The organism is Stenotrophomonas maltophilia R551-3, assembly GCF_000020665.1.
Lineage (GTDB): Bacteria > Pseudomonadota > Gammaproteobacteria > Xanthomonadales > Xanthomonadaceae > Stenotrophomonas > Stenotrophomonas maltophilia_L.
This window is the reverse complement of sequence record NC_011071.1, coordinates 1,715,354-1,736,004: the sequence shown is the minus strand read 5'-3', so window position 1 is coordinate 1,736,004 and position 20,651 is coordinate 1,715,354. Positions and strand designations below refer to the sequence as shown.

Sequence of the window (20,651 nt, the reverse complement as noted above, 5' to 3'; positions counted from 1 at the left end):
TTATGGTGCCATCGTACGGGGCCTACGGGAAACGGCACGTGCGGCCACGGCCAGTCGCAGTTCACGTCGCTGCCCGGGATCGAGCACATCGGGCCAGAACAACAGGCGCCGGCGGCGCCGATCCTCACGCCACAGCAACAGCAGCCAAGGCCCACGCACGACCAGCTGCGGGCTTTCGATGTCCTGACCGGCAACCTGCATCGGGTCGGGCGGCGCTGGCAGGCACAGGGCAACGCGTGGCCGGCGAAAGCGCCAGGCCAGCTCCGCCAGTCCCATGGCCCAGGCCAGCAGCACGGCCGGCATCAGCAGGCGCGGCGGCAACTCCGTCGCGCGCAGCAGCCATGGCGCGGCCAGCAGCACCGCCAACTGGGCGGCGGCCTGCAGCCGCGAGGGGCGCCACTCAAGGCTTGAGGGCGAGGATCTTCTGCATGAGGGGGATCGCGTGCGCATGCGGGCAGGCCTCATAGCCCATGAACCAGCGCCACAACTTATCGTCCTCGCAGTCGAGCAGGAACAGGAAAACCTCGCGCTCTTCGGTCGGCGCAGTGCTCCATTCGCGGTCGAGATAGCGGCCGAACAGCTGGTCCAGCTCGCGCATGCCGCGGCGGCAACGCCAGCGCAGCTTCTTCAGCAGTACATCTTCTTCCATCGTGTTTCTCCAGATACAGCAAAGCCACGCATGGCGTGGCTCTACTGGGGTGGCACAGCCACGCATGGCGTGGCTCTACCAGGTACAGCCAGGCCCGATCAGGCGCGGCGTTCCATCATCAGCTTCTTGATCTCGGCGATCGCCAGCGCCGGGTTCAGGCCCTTCGGGCAGGTCCGGGCGCAGTTCATGATGGTGTGGCAGCGGTACAGCTTGAACGGATCTTCCAGATCGTCCAGGCGCGCACCGGTGTCCTCATCGCGCGAGTCGATGATCCAGCGGTAGGCCTGCAGCAGGATCGCCGGGCCCAGGTAACGCTCGCCGTTCCACCAGTAGCTCGGGCAGCTGGTCGAGCAGCAGGCGCACAGGATGCACTCGTACAGGCCGTCCAGCTTCTTGCGGTCTTCCGGCGACTGCAGGCGCTCACGGTCCGGCGGTGCCGGGGTCTGGGTGCGGATCCACGGCTTGATCGAGGCGTACTGCGCGTAGAAGTGGGTCAGGTCCGGAACCAGATCCTTGACCACGTTCATGTGCGGCAGCGGGTAGATCGGCACTTCCTTCTTGCCGCAGTCCGAGATGGCTCGGGTGCAGGCCAGGGTGTTGGTGCCGTCGATGTTCATCGCGCACGAACCACAGATACCTTCGCGGCAGGAGCGGCGGAAGGTCAGGGTCGGGTCGATCTCATTCTTGATCTTGATCAGGGCGTCCAGGACCATCGGGCCACAGGCGTCCAGATCGACTTCATAGGTATCGGTGCGCGGGTTGCTGTCGTCGTCCGGACTCCAGCGGTAGATCTTGAAGGTGCGCACGTTCTTGCCGCCGTTCTTGACGGGGAAGTGCTTGCCCTTCGTGATCTTGGAATTCTTGGGGAGTGAAAACTCGGCCATGGCTGCTCTCGTTGGCTCAGGCGGCCCGCGCCCTTGGGCGCGGATTGCATGGTAGGCGGGGTCGGATCAGTACACGCGCGGCTTCGGCGGCACCACGGACACGTCGTCGGTCAACGTGTACATGTGCACCGGACGGTAGTCGAAGCTGCACTTGCCCTTCTCGTCGACGCTGACCAGGGTGTGCTTCTGCCAGTTGACGTCGTCGCGGTCCGGGAAGTCCTCGTGCGCATGCGCGCCGCGGCTTTCCTTGCGCTGTTCGGCCGAGTTGATCGTCGCCACCGCGTTGAGCAGCAGGTTGTTCAGCTCGTAGGTCTCGATCAGGTCCGAGTTCCATACCAGCGAACGGTCGGAGACCTTCACGTCCTGGAACGAGTCGAAGATCTTGTCCATCTTCTCGCAGCCTTCCTTCAGCGTCTGGCTGGTGCGGAAGACGGCGGCGTCGGCCTGCATGGTGCGCTGCATGCGATCGCGGATGACCGAGGTCGGGGTGTCGCCGTTGGCGTGGCGCAGCTTGTCCAGCAGGCCCAGTGCCTTGTCGCAGGCATCGGCCGCCAGCGGCTTGTGCGACGCGCCCGGCTTGATGGTCTCGGCGCAACGGTTGGCCACCGCACGACCGAACACCACCAGATCCAGCAACGAGTTCGAGCCGAGGCGGTTGGCACCGTGCACCGACACGCAGGCGGCTTCGCCGATCGCGTACAGGCCAGGGATCACCGCATCGGGGTTGTCGCCATCCTTGCGCACCACTTCGCCGTGGTAATTGGTCGGGATGCCGCCCATGTTGTAGTGCACGGTCGGGATCACCGGGATCGGCTGCTTGTGCACGTCGACGCCGGCGAAGATGCGGGCGCTCTCGGCGATGCCCGGCAGCTTCTCGTCGATCACGCCCGGGCCGAGGTGGGTCAGGTCGAGCAGGATGTGGTCCTTGTGCTCGCCAACGCCGCGGCCTTCGCGGATCTCGATGGTCATCGAACGACTGACCACGTCGCGCGAGGCCAGATCCTTGTAGTGCGGTGCGTAACGCTCCATGAAGCGCTCGCCACTGCTGTTGCGCAGGATGCCACCTTCACCGCGGACACCCTCGGTGATCAGGCAGCCGGCGCCATAGATGCCGGTCGGGTGGAACTGCACGAACTCCATGTCCTGCATGGCGATGCCGGCACGCATGGCCAGGCCACCACCGTCGCCGGTGCAGGTGTGCGCCGAGGTGGCGCTGAAGTAGGCACGGCCGTAGCCGCCGGTGGCCAGCACCACGCCCTGGGCGCGGAACAGGTGCAGGGTACCGTCGGACATGTCCAGGGCCAGCACGCCGCGGCAGGCACCTTCGTCATCGAAGATCAGGTCGAGCGCGAAGTACTCGATCATGAAGCGCGCGTCGTGCTTCAGCGACTGCTGGTACAGGGTGTGCAGCATCGCGTGGCCGGTACGGTCGGCCGCCGCGCAGGTACGCTGCGCCGCCGGGCCTTCGCCGTACTTGGTGGTCATGCCACCGAACGGACGCTGGTAGATCTTGCCTTCGGCCGTACGCGAGAACGGCACGCCGTAGTGTTCGAGTTCGATGATGGCCGGGATGGCCTCACGGCACATGTACTCGATGGCGTCCTGGTCGCCCAGCCAGTCCGAGCCCTTGATGGTGTCGAAGAAGTGGTAACGCCAGTCGTCCTCGCCCATGTTGGCGAGTGCGGCCGAGATACCGCCCTGGGCGGCAACGGTGTGCGAACGGGTCGGGAAGACCTTGGTCAGGCACACGGTCTGCAGGCCCTTGGCGGCCAGGCCGAACGTGGCGCGCAGGCCGGCGCCGCCGGCGCCCACCACGACCATGTCGTACTTGTGTTCGGTGATCTTGTAAGCGGACATCTAATCTGGATTCCTGTGTAGGTGCCTGGGCTCAGGCAACGCCGAGGGCGATGCGGCCCACCGCAAACACACTGACGATCATGCCGAGCACGGCGACGAACTTCACCGCGGTCTGCAGCACCAGGGCCAGCAGCGATTCGTGGATGTAGTCTTCCAGCACGACCTGCATGCCGAGCTGCGCGTGCCAGAACATGGCGATCAGCAGGCCGATCAGCGGCACTGCGTTCCACGGCTTGGCCACGGCGGCGGCGGCGGTCGCGTAGTCCGAGCCCAGCAGGCCCAGCACGAAGACCAGGAACCAGATGCCCAGCGCCACCAGGGCGGCGGCGGTCAGGCGCTGGTGCACGAAGTGCTCGGTGCCGGTCTTGGCCGAACCAAGGCCGCGCACACCCTTCAGCGGAGTACGGAACTTGCTCACGCGGCACCTCCGAACATCACATAGGCCCACACCAGCAGGGTGATCACCAGGCTGCCGATGACCGACAGCCAGCTGCTGCGGATGAAGGCGGGGATGCTGAAGCCGATGGCGAAGTCCTGCACCACATGGCGGATGCCATTGCACAGGTGATAGGCGAACGACCATGTCCACGCGAACAGGAACACGCGGCCATACCAGGCCCCGGCATGGCCGGTGAAGCAGTTCCAGGAATCGGGCCCCATCATCAGGGCCAGCAGGCCGGCGGCGATGATGAGGGCACCAACAGACAGAAAGACGCCAGTGGCTCGATGCAGGATCGAGGTGGCCATCTGAATCTGCCAGCGATACACCTGAAGGTGCGGGGAAAGTGGGCGTTGTCTGGTCGCCATTCGCTGGGCTCGTTGTCTCGGCTGGGCGGCACACGGCCGCGTTGGCTCAATGCTGATCAGAAATCGATGCAGCGTCCGTTTTTCTCCCAATCGCCATACCGCACCGGATCAAGTCCGCCGCGGCCGCCGAATTCCTCTGCTTTTTCCTGTTCCACGGGCACGGGTGCCGCGGGGACCAGCGGGGCTTCAGATTCGTCGTCGGGAGTGGGGGTTGTTTGGCCTATCATTGTTGGTCTCGCAACGCACAAATTTTAGACCTCGTTCACGTGCCTGACAACCTGCCCCCTGCTTTCGTCGGATATCCGCGCCTGCCCGGCCACCAGTTGCTGAGCCTGCAGGGCCCGGATGCGGCCGTATTCGCCCATGCCCAGTTCAGTGGCGATGTCACTGCCCTGCCCCTGCTGCACTGGCAGTGGAGCGCCTGGCTGAGCGCCAAGGGCCGCACCCTGACGGTGTTCCAGCTGCTTCGGCTGGCCGAAGACCATGTGATGCTGGTGCTGGCCGACGGTGATGCCGATGCGATTGCGTCGCAACTGCAGCGCTTCGTGTTCCGCCGCAAGGTGAAGGTACTGGTGCGCAGCGATCTGGCCGTGGCCGGTGCGTTCACTGCGCCCGAGGCCGCCAGCGGCGCCGCCATTGCGCAGACCACAGGTGACGGCTGGGAGCTGGACCTGGGCAGCGACGCGCTGCCGCGCACCCTGCGCATCGGCGCCACCGAGGCCTTCGCCGCCGGCAGCGAGGCCGATGAGGCCACTTTCGCGCTTGCCTGGCGCCAGGCCGACCTGCGCCATGGCCTGCCGCGGCTGGAAGAAAGCCAGCGCGAAGTGTGGACCCCGCAGCAGCTGGGCCTGGACCGCCTGAATGGCTACAGCGTGAAGAAAGGCTGCTACCCGGGCCAGGAAATCGTCGCCCGCACCCACTTCCTCGGCAAGGCCAAGCGCGCGGTGCAGCTGCTGCATACCGCAGCACCGGCGCAGGCCGGTGATGGCGTGCAGCAGGACGGTACGGCGCTGGGCACCATTGCCAGCGTGGCCGGCGATCTGGCGCTGGCGGTGCTGCCGCTGGAGGCCAGCGACGCTGATCTGCAGGTGGGTGATGCGGTTGCGCAGCGGATACCGCTGCTGGATGGGCTGGCGCGTTAGGCGCCCGCCGGGCATGGCCCGGCGCTACCACCACCCTGGTGGGTGCGGACCGTTGGTCCGCACGGCGGTCATGACGCCGGGCATGACGCCGGCGCTACCGCCCCTTACAGGCGCTCGCCGGTTTCCGGGTTAAAGAAATGCAGGCCCTGCGGGTGGATCGCCACGCGGATGTCCTCGCCCACGCGCGGTAGCGACTGCGGCGCCACGCGCATGGTCAGCGCGTGCTGGCCACTGCTCAGGTTGACGAAGATCTCGTTGCCGACCGGTTCGATGCCCTCGATACGCGCGGTGAATGCATGCGCATTATCGGCACTGGCCGGCTGCAGGTGTTCCGGACGCACACCCACCGCGATCGGCTTCTGCAGCCAGACCGGATCGATCGTGGCCTGGCCCAGCGGAGCACGCCATTCGCCATCGACCACGGTCACCCCGCCGGCATCGCCCTCAAGGGTGCCACGCAGCACATTCATCGCCGGGCTGCCGAGGAAACCGGCCACGAACAGGTTGGCCGGGCGATCATACAGCGCCATCGGTGTATCGATCTGCTGGATGATGCCGTCCTTCAGCACCACGATGCGCTGGCCCAGGGTCATCGCTTCGACCTGATCATGCGTCACGTAGATCATGGTGGTGCCCAGCTTGCGATGCAGCTGCGCGATCTCGGTACGCACGCTGTGGCGCAGCTTGGCATCGAGGTTGGACAGCGGCTCGTCAAGCAGGAATACCGCCGGCTCGCGCACCAGCGCACGGCCCAGCGCGACACGCTGGCGCTGGCCACCGGACATCGCCTTGGGCAGCTTGTCCATCATCTCGGTCAGGCCCAGCGTCTGCGCCGCCTCGCTGATGCGCTTGTCGATCGTGGCTTTGTCATGGCCACGCAGCTTCAGGCCGAAGGCCAGGTTCTCGGCCACGGTCATGTGCGGGTACAGCGCGTAGCTCTGGAACACCATGGCGATGTCGCGGTCCTTCGGCGCCACATCGTTGACCACACGGTCACCGATGGTGAGCGTGCCGCCACTGATCTCTTCCAGGCCGGCAACCATCCGCAACAGGGTCGACTTGCCGCAGCCGGAGGGACCGACCAGCACCATCAGTTCGCCATCGGCGACCTCGAAGGTGGCGTCCTTCACCGCGACCTGGCCGTTGTCGTAGACCTTGCGCACACCCTGCAACTGCACTTTTGCCATATCACCTATCCGGTCCGCCCGAAGCCGGGCTGTCTTTTGGGACTGCCTCGGGCCTCCCGATGGCAGTGATGATTGCGCGCCTGCCGCATGACGGCGAGCACTGCAATCGAATACAGTTGCCCATTCTGCCATGTAAACGTTTTCACGTGGCACTATCCGATGATCGGTGCGCACCGATCTGCGTCGGCGGTTGAACGAAGGTTCCGCCGATGTAGTGGTTTCGAATGGAACGGTCTTCCGCTACCGCGGAGATCGCCCCGGACGAACCTCGGACAGGCAGTTGCGCGGATGTCCCCCGAACCCAGCCATGAAGCGATTGACAACGATGTCACCCGGATCTGAAACTCGAGCGATGCACGACACCCTCTTCCTGTTCGGTGCCACAGGTGATCTGGCCCAGCGCTATCTGTTCCCTTCGCTGCTTCGCCTGCTTGGCGACGGCCTGCTGCCGGAGGACTTCCGCATCCGCGCACTGGCGTTGTCCGGGCATGACACCGAAGCCTTCCATGACATCCTGCGGCCGCGCCTGCAGCAGGCCATGCCGATGGCCAGCCAGGACGACATCGCCGCGCTGCTGCGCCGCATCGACTACCGTTCGGTCGACCTGCGCGATGTCGACTCGGTGGCCGCTGCGGTGTCCGATCTGGTTGATCGCCGCTGCGTGAGCTACCTGGCCATTCCGCCGGGCCTGTACATCTCCACCTGCGAAGGCCTGGCCAAGGGCGGCGCCCTTGCCGCGCCGGCACGGCTGATGCTTGAGAAGCCGATCGGCAGCGACAGCGAGAGCGCCGAGGAAATCATCAGCACCATCGGCCAGTGGATCGACGAGGACCGCGTGTTCCGCCTTGACCACTACCTGGGCAAGGCGGCGGTGCAGAACCTGATCGCGCTGCGCTTCGGCAACACGCTGCTGGAAGCGGTGTGGAACCGCAACTACATCGAATCGGTGCACATCCTGGTGGCCGAGAGCGAAGGCGTGGACGGCCGCGATGCCTACTACGCGCGCTCCGGTGCGCTGCGCGACATGGTGCAGAGCCACATCCTGCAGCTGCTGTGCATGGTGGCGATGGAACCGCCGGCCTCGCTGGAAGCCGATCGCATCCGCGACGAGAAGGTCAAGGTGCTGCGCGCCCTGCGCCCGCTCGATGCGAAGCACGCCGCACGTGACAGCATCCGCGGCCGCTACACCGCCGGCACCATCAATGGCCAGCCGGCACAGGCCTACCAGCCGCCGGAAGGCAGCGACGTGGAAACCTTCGCCGGTGTCACCGCGCATATCGACAACTGGCGCTGGAGCGGCGTGCCGTTCCACCTGGTCACCGGCAAGCGCCTGCCCGAGCGCACCACCCGCGTGGTGGTCACGCTGAAGCCGGTCACCCACTGGCTGTTCGAGCGCCCGCAGCGCGCGCAGGCCGCACCGAACCGGCTGGTGTTCCAGCTGCAGCCGCAGGAGAACATCGAGCTGGGCCTGATGAGCAGCCTGGCCGGCCCGGAATGGGGTGCGCTGGAACTTCACCCGCTGGAACTGGAACTGTCGGTGCCGACCGGCCTGCATCGCCGCATCGCCTACGAGCGCCTGTTCCTGGACGCCTTCAACGGCAACCACACGCTGTTCGTGCGCGACGACGAAGTGCGCGCGGCCTGGGCGTGGATCGACAGCGTGGCCGATGCCTGGAAGGAAGCAAAGCTGCCGCTGGAACCCTACCCCGCCGGCCAGTGGGGCCCGGACAACGCGACCGGCTTCCTGCCGCAGGGCGTGGATGCGCCGGACAGCGAGGCGTCGGCATGAGTGCCAGCTCGCAGCCGGTGCTGGTCGCCGACATCGGTGGCACCAACGCCCGCTTCGCCCTGGCCGACACCTCGCTGGATGCACCGCTGCAGCAGGACAGCATCCGTGAGTACGCGGTGGCGGAGTTCCCGTCGCTGGGTGATGCCGCGCGCCACCATCTGGAACAGATCGGCGCTACCGCCAGCCGCGGCGTGTTCGCGGTCGCTGGTCGCGTCGACGGTGACGAAGCACGCATCACCAACCATCCGTGGGTGATCTCGCGCAGCCGCACCGCGGCCATGCTCGGTTTCGACGAACTGCACCTGATCAACGACTTCGCCGCGCAGGCGATGGCGATTTCACTGCTGCAGTCCGATGACGTGGTCCAGGTCGGCGGCGCTGCATGGGTACCGGGCAAGCCGGGTCAGCCGCGCAACTACGCGGTGATCGGGCCGGGCACCGGGCTCGGTGTCGGCGGCCTGATCCTGCGCCATGGCCGCTGCTATCCGCTGGAGACCGAGGGTGGCCATGTCAGCTTCCCGCCGGGAACCCCGGAGGAGATCCGCATCCTGGAGATCCTGTCCGAACAGTTCGGCCGCGTCTCCAACGAGCGGCTGATCTGTGGCCCTGGCCTGGTCAACATCCATCGCGCGGTCTGCGAGATGGCGGGCATCGATCCCGGCCAGCTGCAGCCGGTGGACGTGACCGCCCGTGCCCTGCACGGCGATCCGCAGGCGATGCGCACCGTGGACGTGTTCTGCGCGGTGTTCGGCGCCATCGCCGGCGACCTGGTGCTGACCCAGGGCGCGTGGGACGGCGTGTTCCTGACCGGCGGGCTGACCCCGAAGATGCTCGATTCGCTGCAGCACTCCGGTTTCCGCCAGCGCTTCGAACACAAGGGCCGCTTCTCCTCGATCATGGCGCGGGTTCCCTCGTTGGCCGTGATGCACCCCCACGCCGGACTGCTGGGCGCCGCCGCCTATGCCGCCGACGCCGAACGTGACGCACCTGGAGTTGCCGCATGAGCCCCACCACCTTCCACGACGACCGCATCGAGTTCATCCAGCACGGCGATGCCGATGGCTGGATCGAGGCGGTGGCCGCCGAGATGGCGCAGACCCTCAACCACGACATCAACGAAGTGGGCCGCGCCCGCATCCTGTTGTCTGGCGGCACCACGCCGGCACCGGTGTACCAGGCACTGGCCGAGCTGGACGTGCACTGGGACCGGGTGGAAGTGAGCCTGGCCGATGAGCGCTGGCTGTCGCCGCAGGATCGCGACAGCAATGCCTGGCTGGTGCGCGAGAATCTGCTCAAGCGCGCCGAAGGTGCGCATTTCGATCCGCTGGTGCGGATCGGCAAGCCGCTTCCGGAATGCGTGTACACCGCCAACCTGCAGGCGCAGCACAGCCAGCCGCCGAGCCTGGTGGCGCTGGGCATGGGCAACGACGGCCACACCGCCTCGCTGTTCCCCGGCTCGAAGGACCTGGCCCGTGCACTGGAAAGCACCCTGCCCTATGCCGCGCTGGACGCCACCGGCTGCCCGGGTGCCAACCAGTGGCCGCTGCGCATCACCCTGACCCCGCATGGCCTGCGCCAGTGCCGCCAGCGCCTGCTGCTGCTGCGCGGCAAGCAGAAGCTGCAGGTGCTGCGCCAGGCGCTGGACAGCAACGACGCCCAGCAGTACCCGATCCTCAATGCGATCAACCTGGAAGGCGCGCGCCTGCGCGTCCACTGGGCTGATTGATGTTGGCGGCGGCACCGTGCCGCCGCTTGCCTCTCGCCACCACGAACGCCGGTAGCCAATGAGCCTCCATCCGCAACTGCAAGCCATCACCGAACGTGTCATCCGCCGCAGCGCCGCCTCGCGCGCCGCCTATCTGGCCGCGATCGACGCCGCACTGCGCGATGGCCCGTTCCGCAGCCGCCTGAGCTGCGGCAATCTCGCCCACGGTTTCGCCGCCTGCGGTGGCACTGACAAGAGCCGCCTGCGCGGTGGCGTGACGCCGAACCTCGGCATCATCACCGCCTACAACGACATGCTGTCGGCGCACCAGCCATTCGAAACCTATCCCGATCAGATCCGCGCGATGGCCCGTGAGCTGGGCGCCACCGCACAGGTGGCCGGCGCGGTACCGGCGATGTGTGACGGCGTCACCCAGGGCCGCGGCGGCATGGAGCTGTCGCTGTTCTCGCGCGATGTGATCGCGCAGGCGACCGCCATCGGCCTCAGCCACGACATGTTCGACACCACCATCCATCTCGGCGTGTGCGACAAGATCGTGCCCGGCCTGCTGATCGGTGCGCTGGCCTTCGGCCACCTGCCGGCGGTGTTCGTGCCGGCCGGCCCGATGACGCCGGGCATTCCGAACAAGCAGAAGGCCGAAGTGCGCGAGCGCTACGCCGCCGGCGAGGCCACCCGCGAGGAACTGCTGGAAGCGGAATCGGCCTCTTACCACGGTGCGGGCACCTGCACCTTCTACGGCACCGCCAATTCCAACCAGGTGCTGCTGGAAGCGATGGGCGTGCAGCTGCCGGGCGCCTCGTTCGTCAACCCGGACACGCCGCTGCGCGATGCCCTGACCCGCGAAGCCACCGAACGCGCGCTGGACATCACCGCACTGGGCGACGATTTCCGTCCGCTCGGCCGGATCATCGACGAGCGCGCGATCATCAACGCGGTCATTGCGCTGATGGCGACCGGCGGCTCGACCAACCACACCATCCACTGGATCGCGGTGGCACGCGCGGCCGGCATCGTGCTGACCTGGGACGACTTCGACGAGCTGTCGCAGCTGATTCCGCTGCTGGCCCGCGTCTATCCGAACGGCGAAGCCGATGTAAACCGCTTCGCCGCAGCAGGCGGCCCGGCCTTTGTGTTCGGCGAACTGATCAAGGCCGGCCTGATGCACGGCGACCTGGTCAGCGTGGCGCGCGGCGGCATGGCCGACTATGCGCGCGAGCCGCAGCTGCGCGACGGCAAGCTGGTCTACCTGCCGGGCCTGGAACGCAGCGCCGACGAAGAGGTGGTGCGTGGCGTAGACAATCCATTCGAACATCAGGGGGGCCTGCGCCTGTTGCGCGGCAACCTTGGCAAATCACTGATCAAGCTGTCGGCGGTGAAGCCGCAGTACCGCACGATTGAAGCACCGGCGGTAGTGGTCGATGCGCCGCAGGTGCTGAACAAGCTGCACGCCGCTGGCATGCTGCCGGAGCATTTCGTGGCGGTGGTGCGTTACCAGGGCCCGCGGGCCAACGGCATGCCGGAACTGCATTCGCTGGCGCCGCTGCTGGGCCTGCTGCAGAACCAGGGCCGACGCGTGGCGCTGGTCACCGACGGCCGCCTGTCCGGTGCCTCGGGCAAGATTCCGGCGGCGATCCATGTGACGCCGGAAGCGGCGCGCGGTGGTCCGCTGGGCAAGGTGCGCGAGGGCGACATGATCCGCCTTGATGGCGAGGCCGGCACGCTGGAAGTGCTGGTGGACGCGGCTGAATGGGCCGCACGTCCGCTGGCGCCGAACACCGCACCGGCAGCGCATGACCTGGGCCGCAACCTGTTCGCGATCAACCGTCGCGTGGTGGGGCCGGCCGACCAGGGTGCGATTTCGATTTCGTGCGGGCCGGCAGCGGCTGATGGTGGGCCGTGGGACTACGATGCGGAGTACGAGCTGGGGCATGACGCAGCGGCGGCGGCGGCGCCGCATGAGGCGAAAGACGCCTGAGGGTTGAGGAGCGTTGCGGGTTCTATGTGGCGGTGAGTTTCCTGGTTGAGGGCGCGGGTAGCCCCAGCCGGGACACGCCGTAAACCCTTCCATGGGGGCTCGGTCGCGGCATCCATGCCGCTCACGGTCCCGGCTGGGGCTACCCGCGCCCTCCTGACACTCTGCGGCGCATCGACGCCGCGAAGTGATCACTGAAAATCAAATTCAAAAGCAGAAGCAAAGGCAGAAGCAGAGCTATGGGTATCGAACAACATCAGGTGAAGGCGGCGGAGCTGTTGCGTGCGGCGGGCATCCTGCCGGTGGTGACGATTCATACGCTGGACCAGGCGCGTGCGGTCAGTGCGGCGTTGCTGGAAGGTGGCCTGCCGGCGATCGAGTTGACGCTGCGTACGCCGGTGGCGATGGAAGCGCTGGCGATGCTCAAGCGTGAGCTGCCGGACGTGGTGGTGGGTGCCGGTACGGTGCTGACCGTGGAGCAGATGCAGCAGTCGATCGATGCGGGTGCGGACTTCCTCGTGACGCCGGGTACGCCACCGGCGCTGGCCGATGCACTGGCGGCGGCACCGCTGCCGGTAGTGCCGGGTGCGGCGACGCCGACCGAGCTGCTGTCGCTGTATGCGCGGGGCTTCCGTGTGTGCAAGCTGTTCCCGGCCACGGCCGTGGGTGGGCTGGCGATGATCAAGGGCCTGGCCGGCCCGGTCGCCGACCTCAAGCTGTGCCCGACCGGTGGCATCACCGAAAACACCGCCGCCGAATATCTCGAGCAGAAGAACGTGGTCTGCATCGGCGGTTCGTGGATGGTGCCGGGCAACTGGATCGCCAACGGCGAATGGGACAAGGTGCGCGCCAGCGCCGCCGACGCCGCCAAGATCATCAAGCGCGTGCGCGGTCACTGAGCAGATCAAGGTGTAGAGCCGAGCCGACGCTCGGCTCCGGCATCATCCGGGGTCAGAGCCCTTTCCCGCAGGGAAAGGGATCCGACCCCGGGTAACGAGCGCGCACAGCGCGCGACCCGCTCCTGCTCTTCCTTCTTCATTCCGCGGTGGACGCGCACGGAACCTGTCCGTGGACGGGCGGATGGGTTGTGCAGGGGCGTGAGCCGCATGGATGCGGCGACCGAGCTTACATGGACGTACTTGCAGCGCCCCCTGCACAGCCCATCCGCCCGGCCATCCCCCAGAATCCAACCGCACTCCACCGCGAGGGGCTCAGCCGTTGGCCGAATCCCTTACAGCGGCCGTGCCGGATCCACCAGCCCATACTGGCTGGCCATCCGCGCCAGCGCGATGTTGTCGTGGATCCCCATCTTCTCGAACAACCGCGCCTTGTGCGTGTTCACCGTCTTCGCACTCAGGCTCAGCCGCCGCGCGATGTCTTCCTGACGCAGGCCCTGGGTCAGCAGCAGTGCCACTTCCAGCTCGCGCGGTGACAGGCTGTCGAACGGCGAACCGTTGCCCTCCACCGTCGACAACGCCAGGTTCTGCGCGATGCTGGTGCCCAGGTAGCGGCGGCCACCGGCCACGTCGCGCACCGCGCGCAGCAGTTCCTGCGCATCGCAGCCCTTGCCGATGTACCCGGCAGCACCGGCTTCCAGCAGGCGCTTCGGCAGCGGGCCGTCTTCCAGCACCGACACGATCACCACGCGGGTGTTGCGGTGGCTGCGGACGATGCGCTCGGTCACTTCCATGCCGCTTACGCCCGGCAGGTGCAGATCGCACAACACCACGTCCGGCAGCAGCTGGCGGACTTCACGCAGCGCGTCTTCGCCGGTCTCGGCTTCGCCCACCACCTCGATGTCGGTTTCCCCCGACAGAATCATCTTCATCCCGGTGCGGACCAGCGCGTGGTCATCCACCAGGTAGACTCGAATCGTCATTCACGTACCTCTTCGAATGCGGCCATTGCAGGTCAAGCTAGACAGGGTGCCGATACCCTGCAAGCGCGTCCGGAATGCGGCGCTGGCGATCTGCCTTGCGCATCACATTACCGCGCGTTGTGCTTGCCCCCTGTCTTGCAGAACCTGCTGCAACGAAACAACTGATCTATCACGTAGACGTCCCGGAGGGGCCATCCACGTCAATCCCCCTGTGATGATGCTTCGCTGGCCTTCGCTGGCGGCGAGCCGTGACGTCGCCATGGGTGCCGGCGACTGAACATGACCAGATAGCACCCTACCACCCAAACCAGCGCGGCACACCATCCTGCCAGGATGTCGGAGGGGTAATGCACCCCCAGGTAGACCCGGGACACGCTGACCAGCAGGCTGAACGCCGGTGCCAGCAGCAGCACCGGCCAGCGCCAGCGGGTGTTCCAGGCCAGCAGCACCAGGGTCACCGCCAGGGTCATCGAGCCCATCGCATGGCCGCTGGGGAAGCTGAACGTCGATTCCGGCGCGATCGATTCCCACAGGCTGGGGCGCTGGCGCTGGAAGAAGTGCTTGCTGCCCATGTTCAACAGCGCCGAGCCCACGAAGCTGACCGCCACGAAGGTGGCCTCGCGCCAGCGCCGGTAGCCCAGCAGCACACCGATGATCAGCACGTCGGCCGGAATCAGGAACCACTCGTAGCCCAGCTTGGAGATGAGCACGAAGAAGCGGTCTAGCAGCGGCGAATGCAGGCCATGCATCTGCCACAGCAGGGGCGCGTCGAAATGGAACGATTCAAACTCGTGCACCTCGTCGGCCAGGGCGACAAAGCCTGCCAACGGCAGCAGCACGCCACCGAACAGCAGGAGCAGGCGCCAGGCATTGCTCGCCATCCAGTGGCGGAACCCGGAGGCAGACTCCGGTGCAGCGAGGATCGCAGGCTTATCCGGCGTTTCGTACATAGGTGCGTTCGACGTAGTCGTCGATCAGGGCGACGAAGTCCTGGGCGATGTTCTCGCCGCGCAGGGTCACCTTCTTTTCGCCATCGACGAATACGGGCGCAGCCGGGGTTTCACCGGTGCCCGGCAACGAAATACCGATGTTGGCGTGCCGCGACTCGCCCGGCCCGTTGACGATGCAGCCCATCACCGCCAGGGTCATGTTCTCCGCACCCGGGTGCTGGATCTTCCACATCGGCATCTTTTCGCGCACATGGCTCTGCACCACCTTGGCCAGTTCCTGGAAGAACTCGGAGGTGGTACGGCCACAGCCCGGGCAGGCCGTGACCAATGGCGTGAAGGCGCGCTGGCCGGTGGTCTGCAGCAGTTCCTGGGCGACGATCACTTCCTGCGTACGCGACTGGCCCGGCTCCGGGGTCAGCGAAATGCGGATGGTGTCGCCGATACCTTCCTGCAGCAGCACGCTCAGCGCGGCCGACGAGGCGACGATGCCCTTGCTGCCGATGCCGGCCTCGGTCAGGCCCAGATGCAGGGCGAAATCCGAACGCTGGGCCAGGTCGCGGTACACCGCAATCAGTTCCTGCACGCCACTGACCTTGGCCGACAGCACGATGCGGTCGCGCGGCAGGCCGATCTCCACTGCCTGCTCGGCCGAGTCCAGCGCCGAACGGATCAGCGCCTCGCGCAGCACGCGGCCGGCGTCCCAGGGCTGTTCGCGGTGGTTGTTCTCGTCCATCAGCTTCGCCGCCAGGGCCTGGTCCAGCGAGCCCCAGTTGGCGCCGATGCGCACCGGCTTGTTGTAGCGGATCGCGAACTCGATCAGCTGGGCGAACTGCAGGTCCTTCTTCTTGCCGAAGCCGACGTTGCCCGGGTTGATGCGGTACTTGGCCAGCGCTTCGGCACACGCTGGTTCGGCGGTGAGCAGCTGGTGACCGTTGTAATGGAAGTCGCCGATCAGCGGCACGTCGATGCCCATCATCGCCAGCTTGTCGACAATGCGCGGGATCGCGGCGGCCGCTTCAACGGTGTTGACGGTCAACCGCACCATCTCCGAGCCAGCCCGCCACAGCTCGGCCACCTGCTTCACGCTGGAGGCCACATCGCTGGTGTCGGTATTGGTCATCGACTGCACCACCACCGGCTTGCCTCCGCCTACGGTGACCCCGCCGATCTGTACGGCATGGGTCTGGCGGCGCGGCCAGGAGGTGGCATCGGAGGGAGGAGTCGGGCGGGTGACGGCGTCGTGCATGGGCGCATTCTACCGCCCGCCCCCGCATTCCGGGTGACTCGCATTCAGCCGCCGGCACGGCTGCGGCCGATTGTCGCAGGCACGTCCACGCGTGAACGCATACGATGAGCGTGAATGACCGGTCCCGACGCCCCGTTTCTCCGAACCCTGTGCAGCCTGCGCTGGCTTGCCGTAGGCGGCCAGGCCGCCACCATCCTGGTCGCCACCTGGGTGCTGGGACTGCCGTTGCCGCAGCTGCCGCTGTGGGCCGGCGTGGCCGTACTGACCCTGTTCAACATCTACACCCAGCTGCGCCCGGAAGCGGCTGACACAGCACCGCTGACCGCATTCGGTCACATCCTGGTGGACGTGATCATCCTGACCTGGATGGTGGGCTGGAGCGGCGGCATGGCCAACCCGTTCAGCTCGCTGTTCCTGATCCTGATCGCGCTGGCCGCGTTCGCCCTGCCCCTGCGCTGGGCGCTGGCGGTGGCACTGGCCTGCCTGCTCGGCTACGCCGCCAGCGGCATTTTCGGGCAGCCGTTGCCGGACGGTTATTTCCGCGCGCAGGACCTCAACCGCTGGGGCGTGGTCGCCAATTTCCTGATTTCCGCTGCGGTCGTGCTGACCTTCTCCACCCGCCTGGCGTTGGCGCTGCGCCAGCGTGAGCTTGAACTGTCGGCACTGCGCGAGCGCTTCGCCCGCAACGAGGGCATTGTCGCCCTGGCCACCCATGCGGCCTCGGTGGCGCACGAACTGAACACGCCGCTGGCGACCATGACCCTGCTCGCCGATGACGTCGCCGAGCGCAGCGAAGAGCCGGAAGTACGCGAAGACATGGAAACCCTGCGCGAGCTGCTGGTGCAATGCCGTGAACGGGTGCTGGCGCTGGCCGCGCCGGCCTCGGCTGATGCACCGGGACGCAGCCATTCCAGCGCCCAGCAGGTGCTGGAGCAGTGGCGTTTGGTGCGTCCGACCATCGACCTGCACCGCAACGACGATGCGCCGTTGCGGCTGCCGCTGGATCCGGGCGTGGGCCATCTGCTGATGGTCCTGCTCAACAATGCCGCCGATGCCGGCGAACAGGCCGGCCGGCCGCGCGTGGACCTGGACCTGCGCATCGAAGGCGACGACCTGATCGGCGAAGTCCGCGACTACGGCCATGGCTTCGACGCCCGTGCCGCCGTCCTGCCGGGCAAGCTGTTCGGCAGCAGCAAGAGCGAGGGCATGGGCGTCGGCCTGGCCCTGTCCCATGCCACCATCGAACGCCTCGACGGCGAGATGTGGATGCGCCCGGCCCAGGGGGCCGGCAGCCGCGTCGGCTTCCGCCTGCCGCTGGCCCCACGCGAGGACACCCCATGAGCCTTCACCACTCCACCCTCGGCCTGCTGGTCGACGATGACGAACTGTACCTGCGCACGCTGCAGCGCAGCCTGGCCCGCAAGGGGCTGGAAACGCAGACCGCACAGGATGCCGCCAGCGCGCTTGCACTGGCTCGCCAGCACCCGCCGGCGTTCGCGCTGATCGACCTGAAACTGGGCAGCGATTCCGGCCTGGCACTGATCCAGCCGCTGCGTGCCCTGCGCGCGGACATGCGGATCCTGCTGGTAACCGGCTACGCCAGCATCGCCACCGCCGTGGAGGCGATCAAGCTGGGTGCGGATGACTACCTGCCGAAGCCGGCCACGGTGCCGATGATCCTGCGCGCGCTCGGCGAGGAAGACGACGGCCCGGCCGACGATGGCGAAATGGAAGTGCCGGACGCGATGACGCCGATCAGCCGCCTGCAGTGGGAACACATCCAGCAGGCGATGCACGAGACCGGCGGCAATGTGTCAGCGGCCGCGCGCCTGCTCGGCATGCACCGGCGTTCGCTGCAGCGCAAGCTGGCCAAGCGGCCGAGCCCGGAGCGCGATCCGAGCCGGTAACGCGGCGTCGCGTCCGCCGGGCATGGCCCGGCGCTACCGAATTGTAGAGTCGAGCCATGCTCGACTACGCGCACAAGCCAGTCGAGCATGGCTCGACTCTACAGATACCTCAGCGCTTCAGCTGCGCCAGGATCTCGCGGGTCATCAGATCGGCAACCGCCACGTCCTCGCCCTGCAACGCCGGCAGCAGGCCGCTGGCCAGCTGCTTGCCCAGCTCGACGCCAAACTGGTCGAAGGCATTGATGTTCCAGATCACCGACTGCACGTACACCGCGTGTTCGTACATCGCGATCAGCGCGCCCAGCGCCTGCGGAGTCAGCGCATCCAGCAGGATCAGCGTGCTCGGGCGACCGCCCGGGTAATCGCGATGCGGGTCGTCGCTGCCCTGGCCATTGGCCAGCGCCTCGGTCTGCGCCAGCAGGTTGGCCAGCAGTGCCTGGTGATTGATCGTGTACGGATCATCGTTGTGCACGCAGCCGATGAAATCGGCCGGGATGATGCTGGTGCCCTGGTGCAGCGCCTGGAAGAAACTGTGCTGCACGTCGGTGCCTGCCCCACCCCACCACACCGGCACGGTATCGGTGGTAACCGGCTGGCCGTCGCGCTGAACGCGCTTGCCCAGGCTTTCCATCACCAGCTGCTGCAGGTAGGCCGGCAGCAGCGCCAGGCGCTGGTCGTAGGTCATCACCGCATGCGTGGCATAGCCCAGCAGGTTGCGGTTCCAGATATCGGTCAGGCCATGCAGCACCGGCAGGTTGCGCTCCAGCGGCGCGTCCAGTGCGTGCGCGTCCATCTGCGCGGCACCTTCCAGCAGCTGTTCGAAGCGCTCGAAGCCGATTGCCAGCGCGATCGGGAAACCGACCGCCGACCACAGCGAATAGCGGCCACCGACCCAGTCCCACATCGGCAGCACGCGATCGGCGGCGATGGCGAAGGCCTTGGCGGCACGTTCCGGATTGGCGCTGACCGCGTACAGGCGTTCGCTGCCACCCAGCCAGTCGTGCAGGATCTGGCCGTTGAGCAGGGTTTCCTGCGTGCCGAAGGTCTTGGAGATCAGGATGCCGGCAGTCTTCGCCGGATCCAGCGTAGCCAGCGTGCGCTGCATGGCGGCGCCGTCCACGTTCGACACGAAATGCACGCGCAGGCGCGCACCGGTGACCGGGCGCAGTGCATCGGCGACCAGCCGCGGACCGAGATCGGAACCACCGATGCCAACGCTGACCACGTCGGTGACGCCGCTGTCTTCCAGCGCACGTACCAGCACGCCCATGCGCTGGCGGATGTCGCGCGCAGTGGCATAGGCCTCGGCCGCCACCGGCGCATCGACCACATCGCCACGCAGCGCGGTATGCAGTGCGGCGCGGCCTTCGGTCAGGTTGACCTGTTCGCCACGGAACAGACGGGTGATGGCAGCACCGACATCACGCTCGGCAGCCAGCGCCAGCAACGCCTGCAGCGCCGCGGCATCGTACGTCTGCCGGGCGAAACTGACATACAACGGACCGACCCGCAGCGCCAGCTCCTGGACGCGGCCGGGTTCGGCGGCGAGCAGGCTGGGAATGCTTGCGCCCTTCAGGCGCTGGGCGTGGGAATGCAGCGAGTCGAATCCGTTGTTCGTTGTCATGCGGCCTGTGTCGGGATCGTGTCGTTGGTGTGGGATATCTGGTTGTTGCCATCAACGTACACCAGCTTCGGCTTGAAGCTGTCAGCTTCCTGCTCGGTCATGCTGGCGAACGCGGCGATGATGATGATGTCACCGACCTGCACATGGCGCGCGGCGCCACCGTTGAGCGAGACAACGCCGCTGCCGGCTTCGGCGCGGATGGCATAGGTCGAGAAGCGCGCACCGTTGGTCACGTCCCAGATGTGCACCTGCTCGAACTCGCGGATGCCGGTGGCAGCCAGCAGGTTGTCATCGATGGCGATCGAGCCTTCGTAGTTCAGCTCGGAATGGGTGACGGTGGCGCGGTGGATCTTGGTCTTGAGCAGGGACAGGTGCATGGGGGCGCTGCAACGGCAAAGGAAAGAGCGGATTCTAGCACCCGCTTGGCTGTCGTCAGGGGCCTGCGGCAGGACGCTGAAGGCCGTTCAGGCGCCCTCGCCCGGCGGGACTGCCGGGACAGCGCCGGAAGTGCCGTGCAGCGACAGGCGGAAGACCGTGTGGAAGGCCAGCCCGGCGACCACGCCGAAGCCCCCTGCGGCCAGCACCGTCAGGCCGTAGCTGATCACGTCGAAGGTGTCGACATAGCGCAGGCGCTGCAGCAGCGGGCCGTTGTCCGCGCCCGGCCAGGCGCACGTGGCCATGGCCAACGCGCCCAGCCCAAACCCGACCAGGACGAACCCGATCCGGCGCAGGCGCTGCTGAGACTGCAGGATCAGCGCCATCGGCAGCAGCACGGCGATCGCGTTGCAGGCGGCCAGCACGAACATCAGCCCAGCCCCGGTGAGCGCGGGCACCGGCGTGCGCCGGAATTCGAGCGCGAACAACAGGCCGCCAAACAGCTGGGCCGGCAGCATGCCGGCCGCCAGCACCGCCAGGATCGAGGCCTGGGCAAGGCGGCCGGTATCAGTGGTGGGGGTCTTCATTTCCGATCTCCCGTCCGTGGGAAGGTGAAAGGCGCCCGTTGTGGGCGCCCTCCCATGCTGCGCTTGGCGG

22 protein-coding genes are annotated in these 20,651 nt (G+C 67.0%); 8 read left to right on the top strand and 14 right to left on the bottom strand.

Going from position 1 to position 20,651, the window contains the following annotated elements; genetic code table 11:
* From SMAL_RS07940 to SMAL_RS20730, 7 genes are all read right to left on the bottom strand, one after another.
* Positions 1-450: a hypothetical protein gene (locus SMAL_RS07940; protein ID WP_004153156.1), complete on the bottom strand. Its 450-nt coding sequence runs from the start codon at positions 448-450 to the stop codon at positions 1-3.
* A complete protein-coding gene (locus tag SMAL_RS07935) occupies positions 401-649 on the bottom strand; it encodes an FAD assembly factor SdhE (protein ID WP_004153155.1) in 249 nt (82 codons plus the stop codon). Before SMAL_RS07935 ends, SMAL_RS07940 begins: the two co-directional genes overlap by 50 nt.
* A 98-nt stretch (positions 650-747) precedes the next feature.
* Positions 748-1,533, bottom strand: a complete 786-nt coding sequence (locus tag SMAL_RS07930; RefSeq protein ID WP_005409079.1) for a succinate dehydrogenase iron-sulfur subunit — start codon at positions 1,531-1,533, stop codon at positions 748-750.
* A 66-nt stretch (positions 1,534-1,599) separates the two neighbouring features.
* A complete protein-coding gene (sdhA, locus tag SMAL_RS07925) occupies positions 1,600-3,390 on the bottom strand; it encodes a succinate dehydrogenase flavoprotein subunit (protein WP_012510712.1) in 1,791 nt (596 codons plus the stop codon).
* A gap of 31 nt (positions 3,391-3,421) precedes the next feature.
* Positions 3,422-3,808 (bottom strand): succinate dehydrogenase, hydrophobic membrane anchor protein, encoded by a 387-nt coding sequence (sdhD, locus tag SMAL_RS07920; RefSeq protein WP_004153152.1) that lies wholly within the window; start codon positions 3,806-3,808, stop codon positions 3,422-3,424.
* Positions 3,805-4,197 carry a succinate dehydrogenase, cytochrome b556 subunit gene (sdhC, locus tag SMAL_RS07915; RefSeq protein ID WP_004153151.1) on the bottom strand — a complete coding sequence of 131 codons (393 nt, stop codon included), beginning with the start codon at positions 4,195-4,197 and terminating at the stop codon, positions 3,805-3,807. Before sdhC ends, sdhD begins: the two co-directional genes overlap by 4 nt.
* A gap of 56 nt (positions 4,198-4,253) precedes the next feature.
* Entirely contained in the window at positions 4,254-4,424 is a 171-nt protein-coding gene (locus SMAL_RS20730; protein ID WP_005409075.1) for a DUF1674 domain-containing protein, read from the bottom strand.
* A gap of 39 nt (positions 4,425-4,463) precedes the next feature.
* Between SMAL_RS20730 and ygfZ the strand changes: the two genes are divergently transcribed.
* Positions 4,464-5,339 (top strand): CAF17-like 4Fe-4S cluster assembly/insertion protein YgfZ, encoded by an 876-nt coding sequence (ygfZ, locus tag SMAL_RS07910; RefSeq protein ID WP_012510711.1) that lies wholly within the window; start codon positions 4,464-4,466, stop codon positions 5,337-5,339.
* A gap of 104 nt (positions 5,340-5,443) precedes the next feature.
* Here ygfZ and SMAL_RS07905 read toward each other — a convergent pair whose 3' ends face one another.
* Positions 5,444-6,526 carry an ABC transporter ATP-binding protein gene (locus tag SMAL_RS07905; RefSeq protein ID WP_012510710.1) on the bottom strand — a complete coding sequence of 361 codons (1,083 nt, stop codon included), beginning with the start codon at positions 6,524-6,526 and terminating at the stop codon, positions 5,444-5,446.
* A 352-nt stretch (positions 6,527-6,878) separates the two neighbouring features.
* On the opposite strand from SMAL_RS07905, the gene zwf reads away from it, so the two are divergent.
* The 5 genes from zwf (at position 6,879) to SMAL_RS07880 (ending at position 12,912) form a co-directional block, all read left to right on the top strand.
* A complete protein-coding gene (gene zwf, locus SMAL_RS07900; protein ID WP_012510709.1) occupies positions 6,879-8,315 on the top strand; it encodes a glucose-6-phosphate dehydrogenase in 1,437 nt (478 codons plus the stop codon).
* Entirely contained in the window at positions 8,312-9,319 is a 1,008-nt protein-coding gene (gene glk, locus SMAL_RS07895) for a glucokinase (RefSeq protein WP_012510708.1), read from the top strand. Before zwf ends, glk begins: the two co-directional genes overlap by 4 nt.
* Complete coding sequence (gene pgl, locus SMAL_RS07890) at positions 9,316-10,041, top strand: 6-phosphogluconolactonase (protein WP_012510707.1); 726 nt, start codon at positions 9,316-9,318, stop codon at positions 10,039-10,041. The genes glk and pgl overlap by 4 nt, the downstream gene beginning before the upstream one ends.
* A 58-nt stretch (positions 10,042-10,099) precedes the next feature.
* A complete protein-coding gene (edd, locus tag SMAL_RS07885) occupies positions 10,100-12,016 on the top strand; it encodes a phosphogluconate dehydratase (RefSeq protein ID WP_012510706.1) in 1,917 nt (638 codons plus the stop codon).
* 236 nt (positions 12,017-12,252) lie between these two features.
* On the top strand, positions 12,253-12,912 hold the full coding sequence (locus tag SMAL_RS07880) for a bifunctional 4-hydroxy-2-oxoglutarate aldolase/2-dehydro-3-deoxy-phosphogluconate aldolase (protein WP_004153124.1): 660 nt from the start codon (positions 12,253-12,255) through the stop codon (positions 12,910-12,912).
* 332 nt (positions 12,913-13,244) lie between these two features.
* On the opposite strand, the gene SMAL_RS07875 is transcribed toward SMAL_RS07880, so the two are convergent.
* The 3 genes from SMAL_RS07875 to ispG form a co-directional block, all read right to left on the bottom strand.
* A complete protein-coding gene (locus SMAL_RS07875; RefSeq protein ID WP_004153112.1) occupies positions 13,245-13,892 on the bottom strand; it encodes a response regulator in 648 nt (215 codons plus the stop codon).
* Positions 13,893-14,092: 200 nt separating this feature from the next.
* Complete coding sequence (locus SMAL_RS07870) at positions 14,093-14,842, bottom strand: phosphatase PAP2 family protein (protein WP_012510705.1); 750 nt, start codon at positions 14,840-14,842, stop codon at positions 14,093-14,095.
* The gene (gene ispG / locus SMAL_RS07865) at positions 14,823-16,088 is read right to left on the bottom strand and encodes a flavodoxin-dependent (E)-4-hydroxy-3-methylbut-2-enyl-diphosphate synthase (RefSeq protein ID WP_012510704.1); all 1,266 of its coding nucleotides are present in this window, start codon (positions 16,086-16,088) and stop codon (positions 14,823-14,825) included. The genes SMAL_RS07870 and ispG overlap by 20 nt, the downstream gene beginning before the upstream one ends.
* A 114-nt stretch (positions 16,089-16,202) precedes the next feature.
* Here ispG and SMAL_RS07860 point away from each other — a divergent pair, with 114 nt between their 5' ends.
* Together SMAL_RS07860 and SMAL_RS07855 are read left to right on the top strand one after the other, a co-directional pair.
* On the top strand, positions 16,203-17,429 hold the full coding sequence (locus SMAL_RS07860; protein WP_012510703.1) for an ATP-binding protein: 1,227 nt from the start codon (positions 16,203-16,205) through the stop codon (positions 17,427-17,429).
* A complete protein-coding gene (locus tag SMAL_RS07855) occupies positions 17,426-17,995 on the top strand; it encodes a response regulator transcription factor (RefSeq protein ID WP_012510702.1) in 570 nt (189 codons plus the stop codon). Before SMAL_RS07860 ends, SMAL_RS07855 begins: the two co-directional genes overlap by 4 nt.
* Positions 17,996-18,104: 109 nt before the next feature.
* On the opposite strand, the gene pgi is transcribed toward SMAL_RS07855, so the two are convergent.
* The 3 genes from pgi to SMAL_RS07840 all read right to left on the bottom strand — a co-directional run bounded on the left by pgi (position 18,105) and on the right by SMAL_RS07840 (position 20,581).
* On the bottom strand, positions 18,105-19,619 hold the full coding sequence (pgi, locus tag SMAL_RS07850; protein ID WP_012510701.1) for a glucose-6-phosphate isomerase: 1,515 nt from the start codon (positions 19,617-19,619) through the stop codon (positions 18,105-18,107).
* Positions 19,616-19,996 carry an aspartate 1-decarboxylase gene (panD, locus tag SMAL_RS07845; protein ID WP_004153087.1) on the bottom strand — a complete coding sequence of 127 codons (381 nt, stop codon included), beginning with the start codon at positions 19,994-19,996 and terminating at the stop codon, positions 19,616-19,618. Before panD ends, pgi begins: the two co-directional genes overlap by 4 nt.
* An 87-nt stretch (positions 19,997-20,083) precedes the next feature.
* Positions 20,084-20,581 carry a hypothetical protein gene (locus SMAL_RS07840; RefSeq protein WP_012510700.1) on the bottom strand — a complete coding sequence of 166 codons (498 nt, stop codon included), beginning with the start codon at positions 20,579-20,581 and terminating at the stop codon, positions 20,084-20,086.
* Positions 20,582-20,651: the final 70 nt, after the last annotated feature.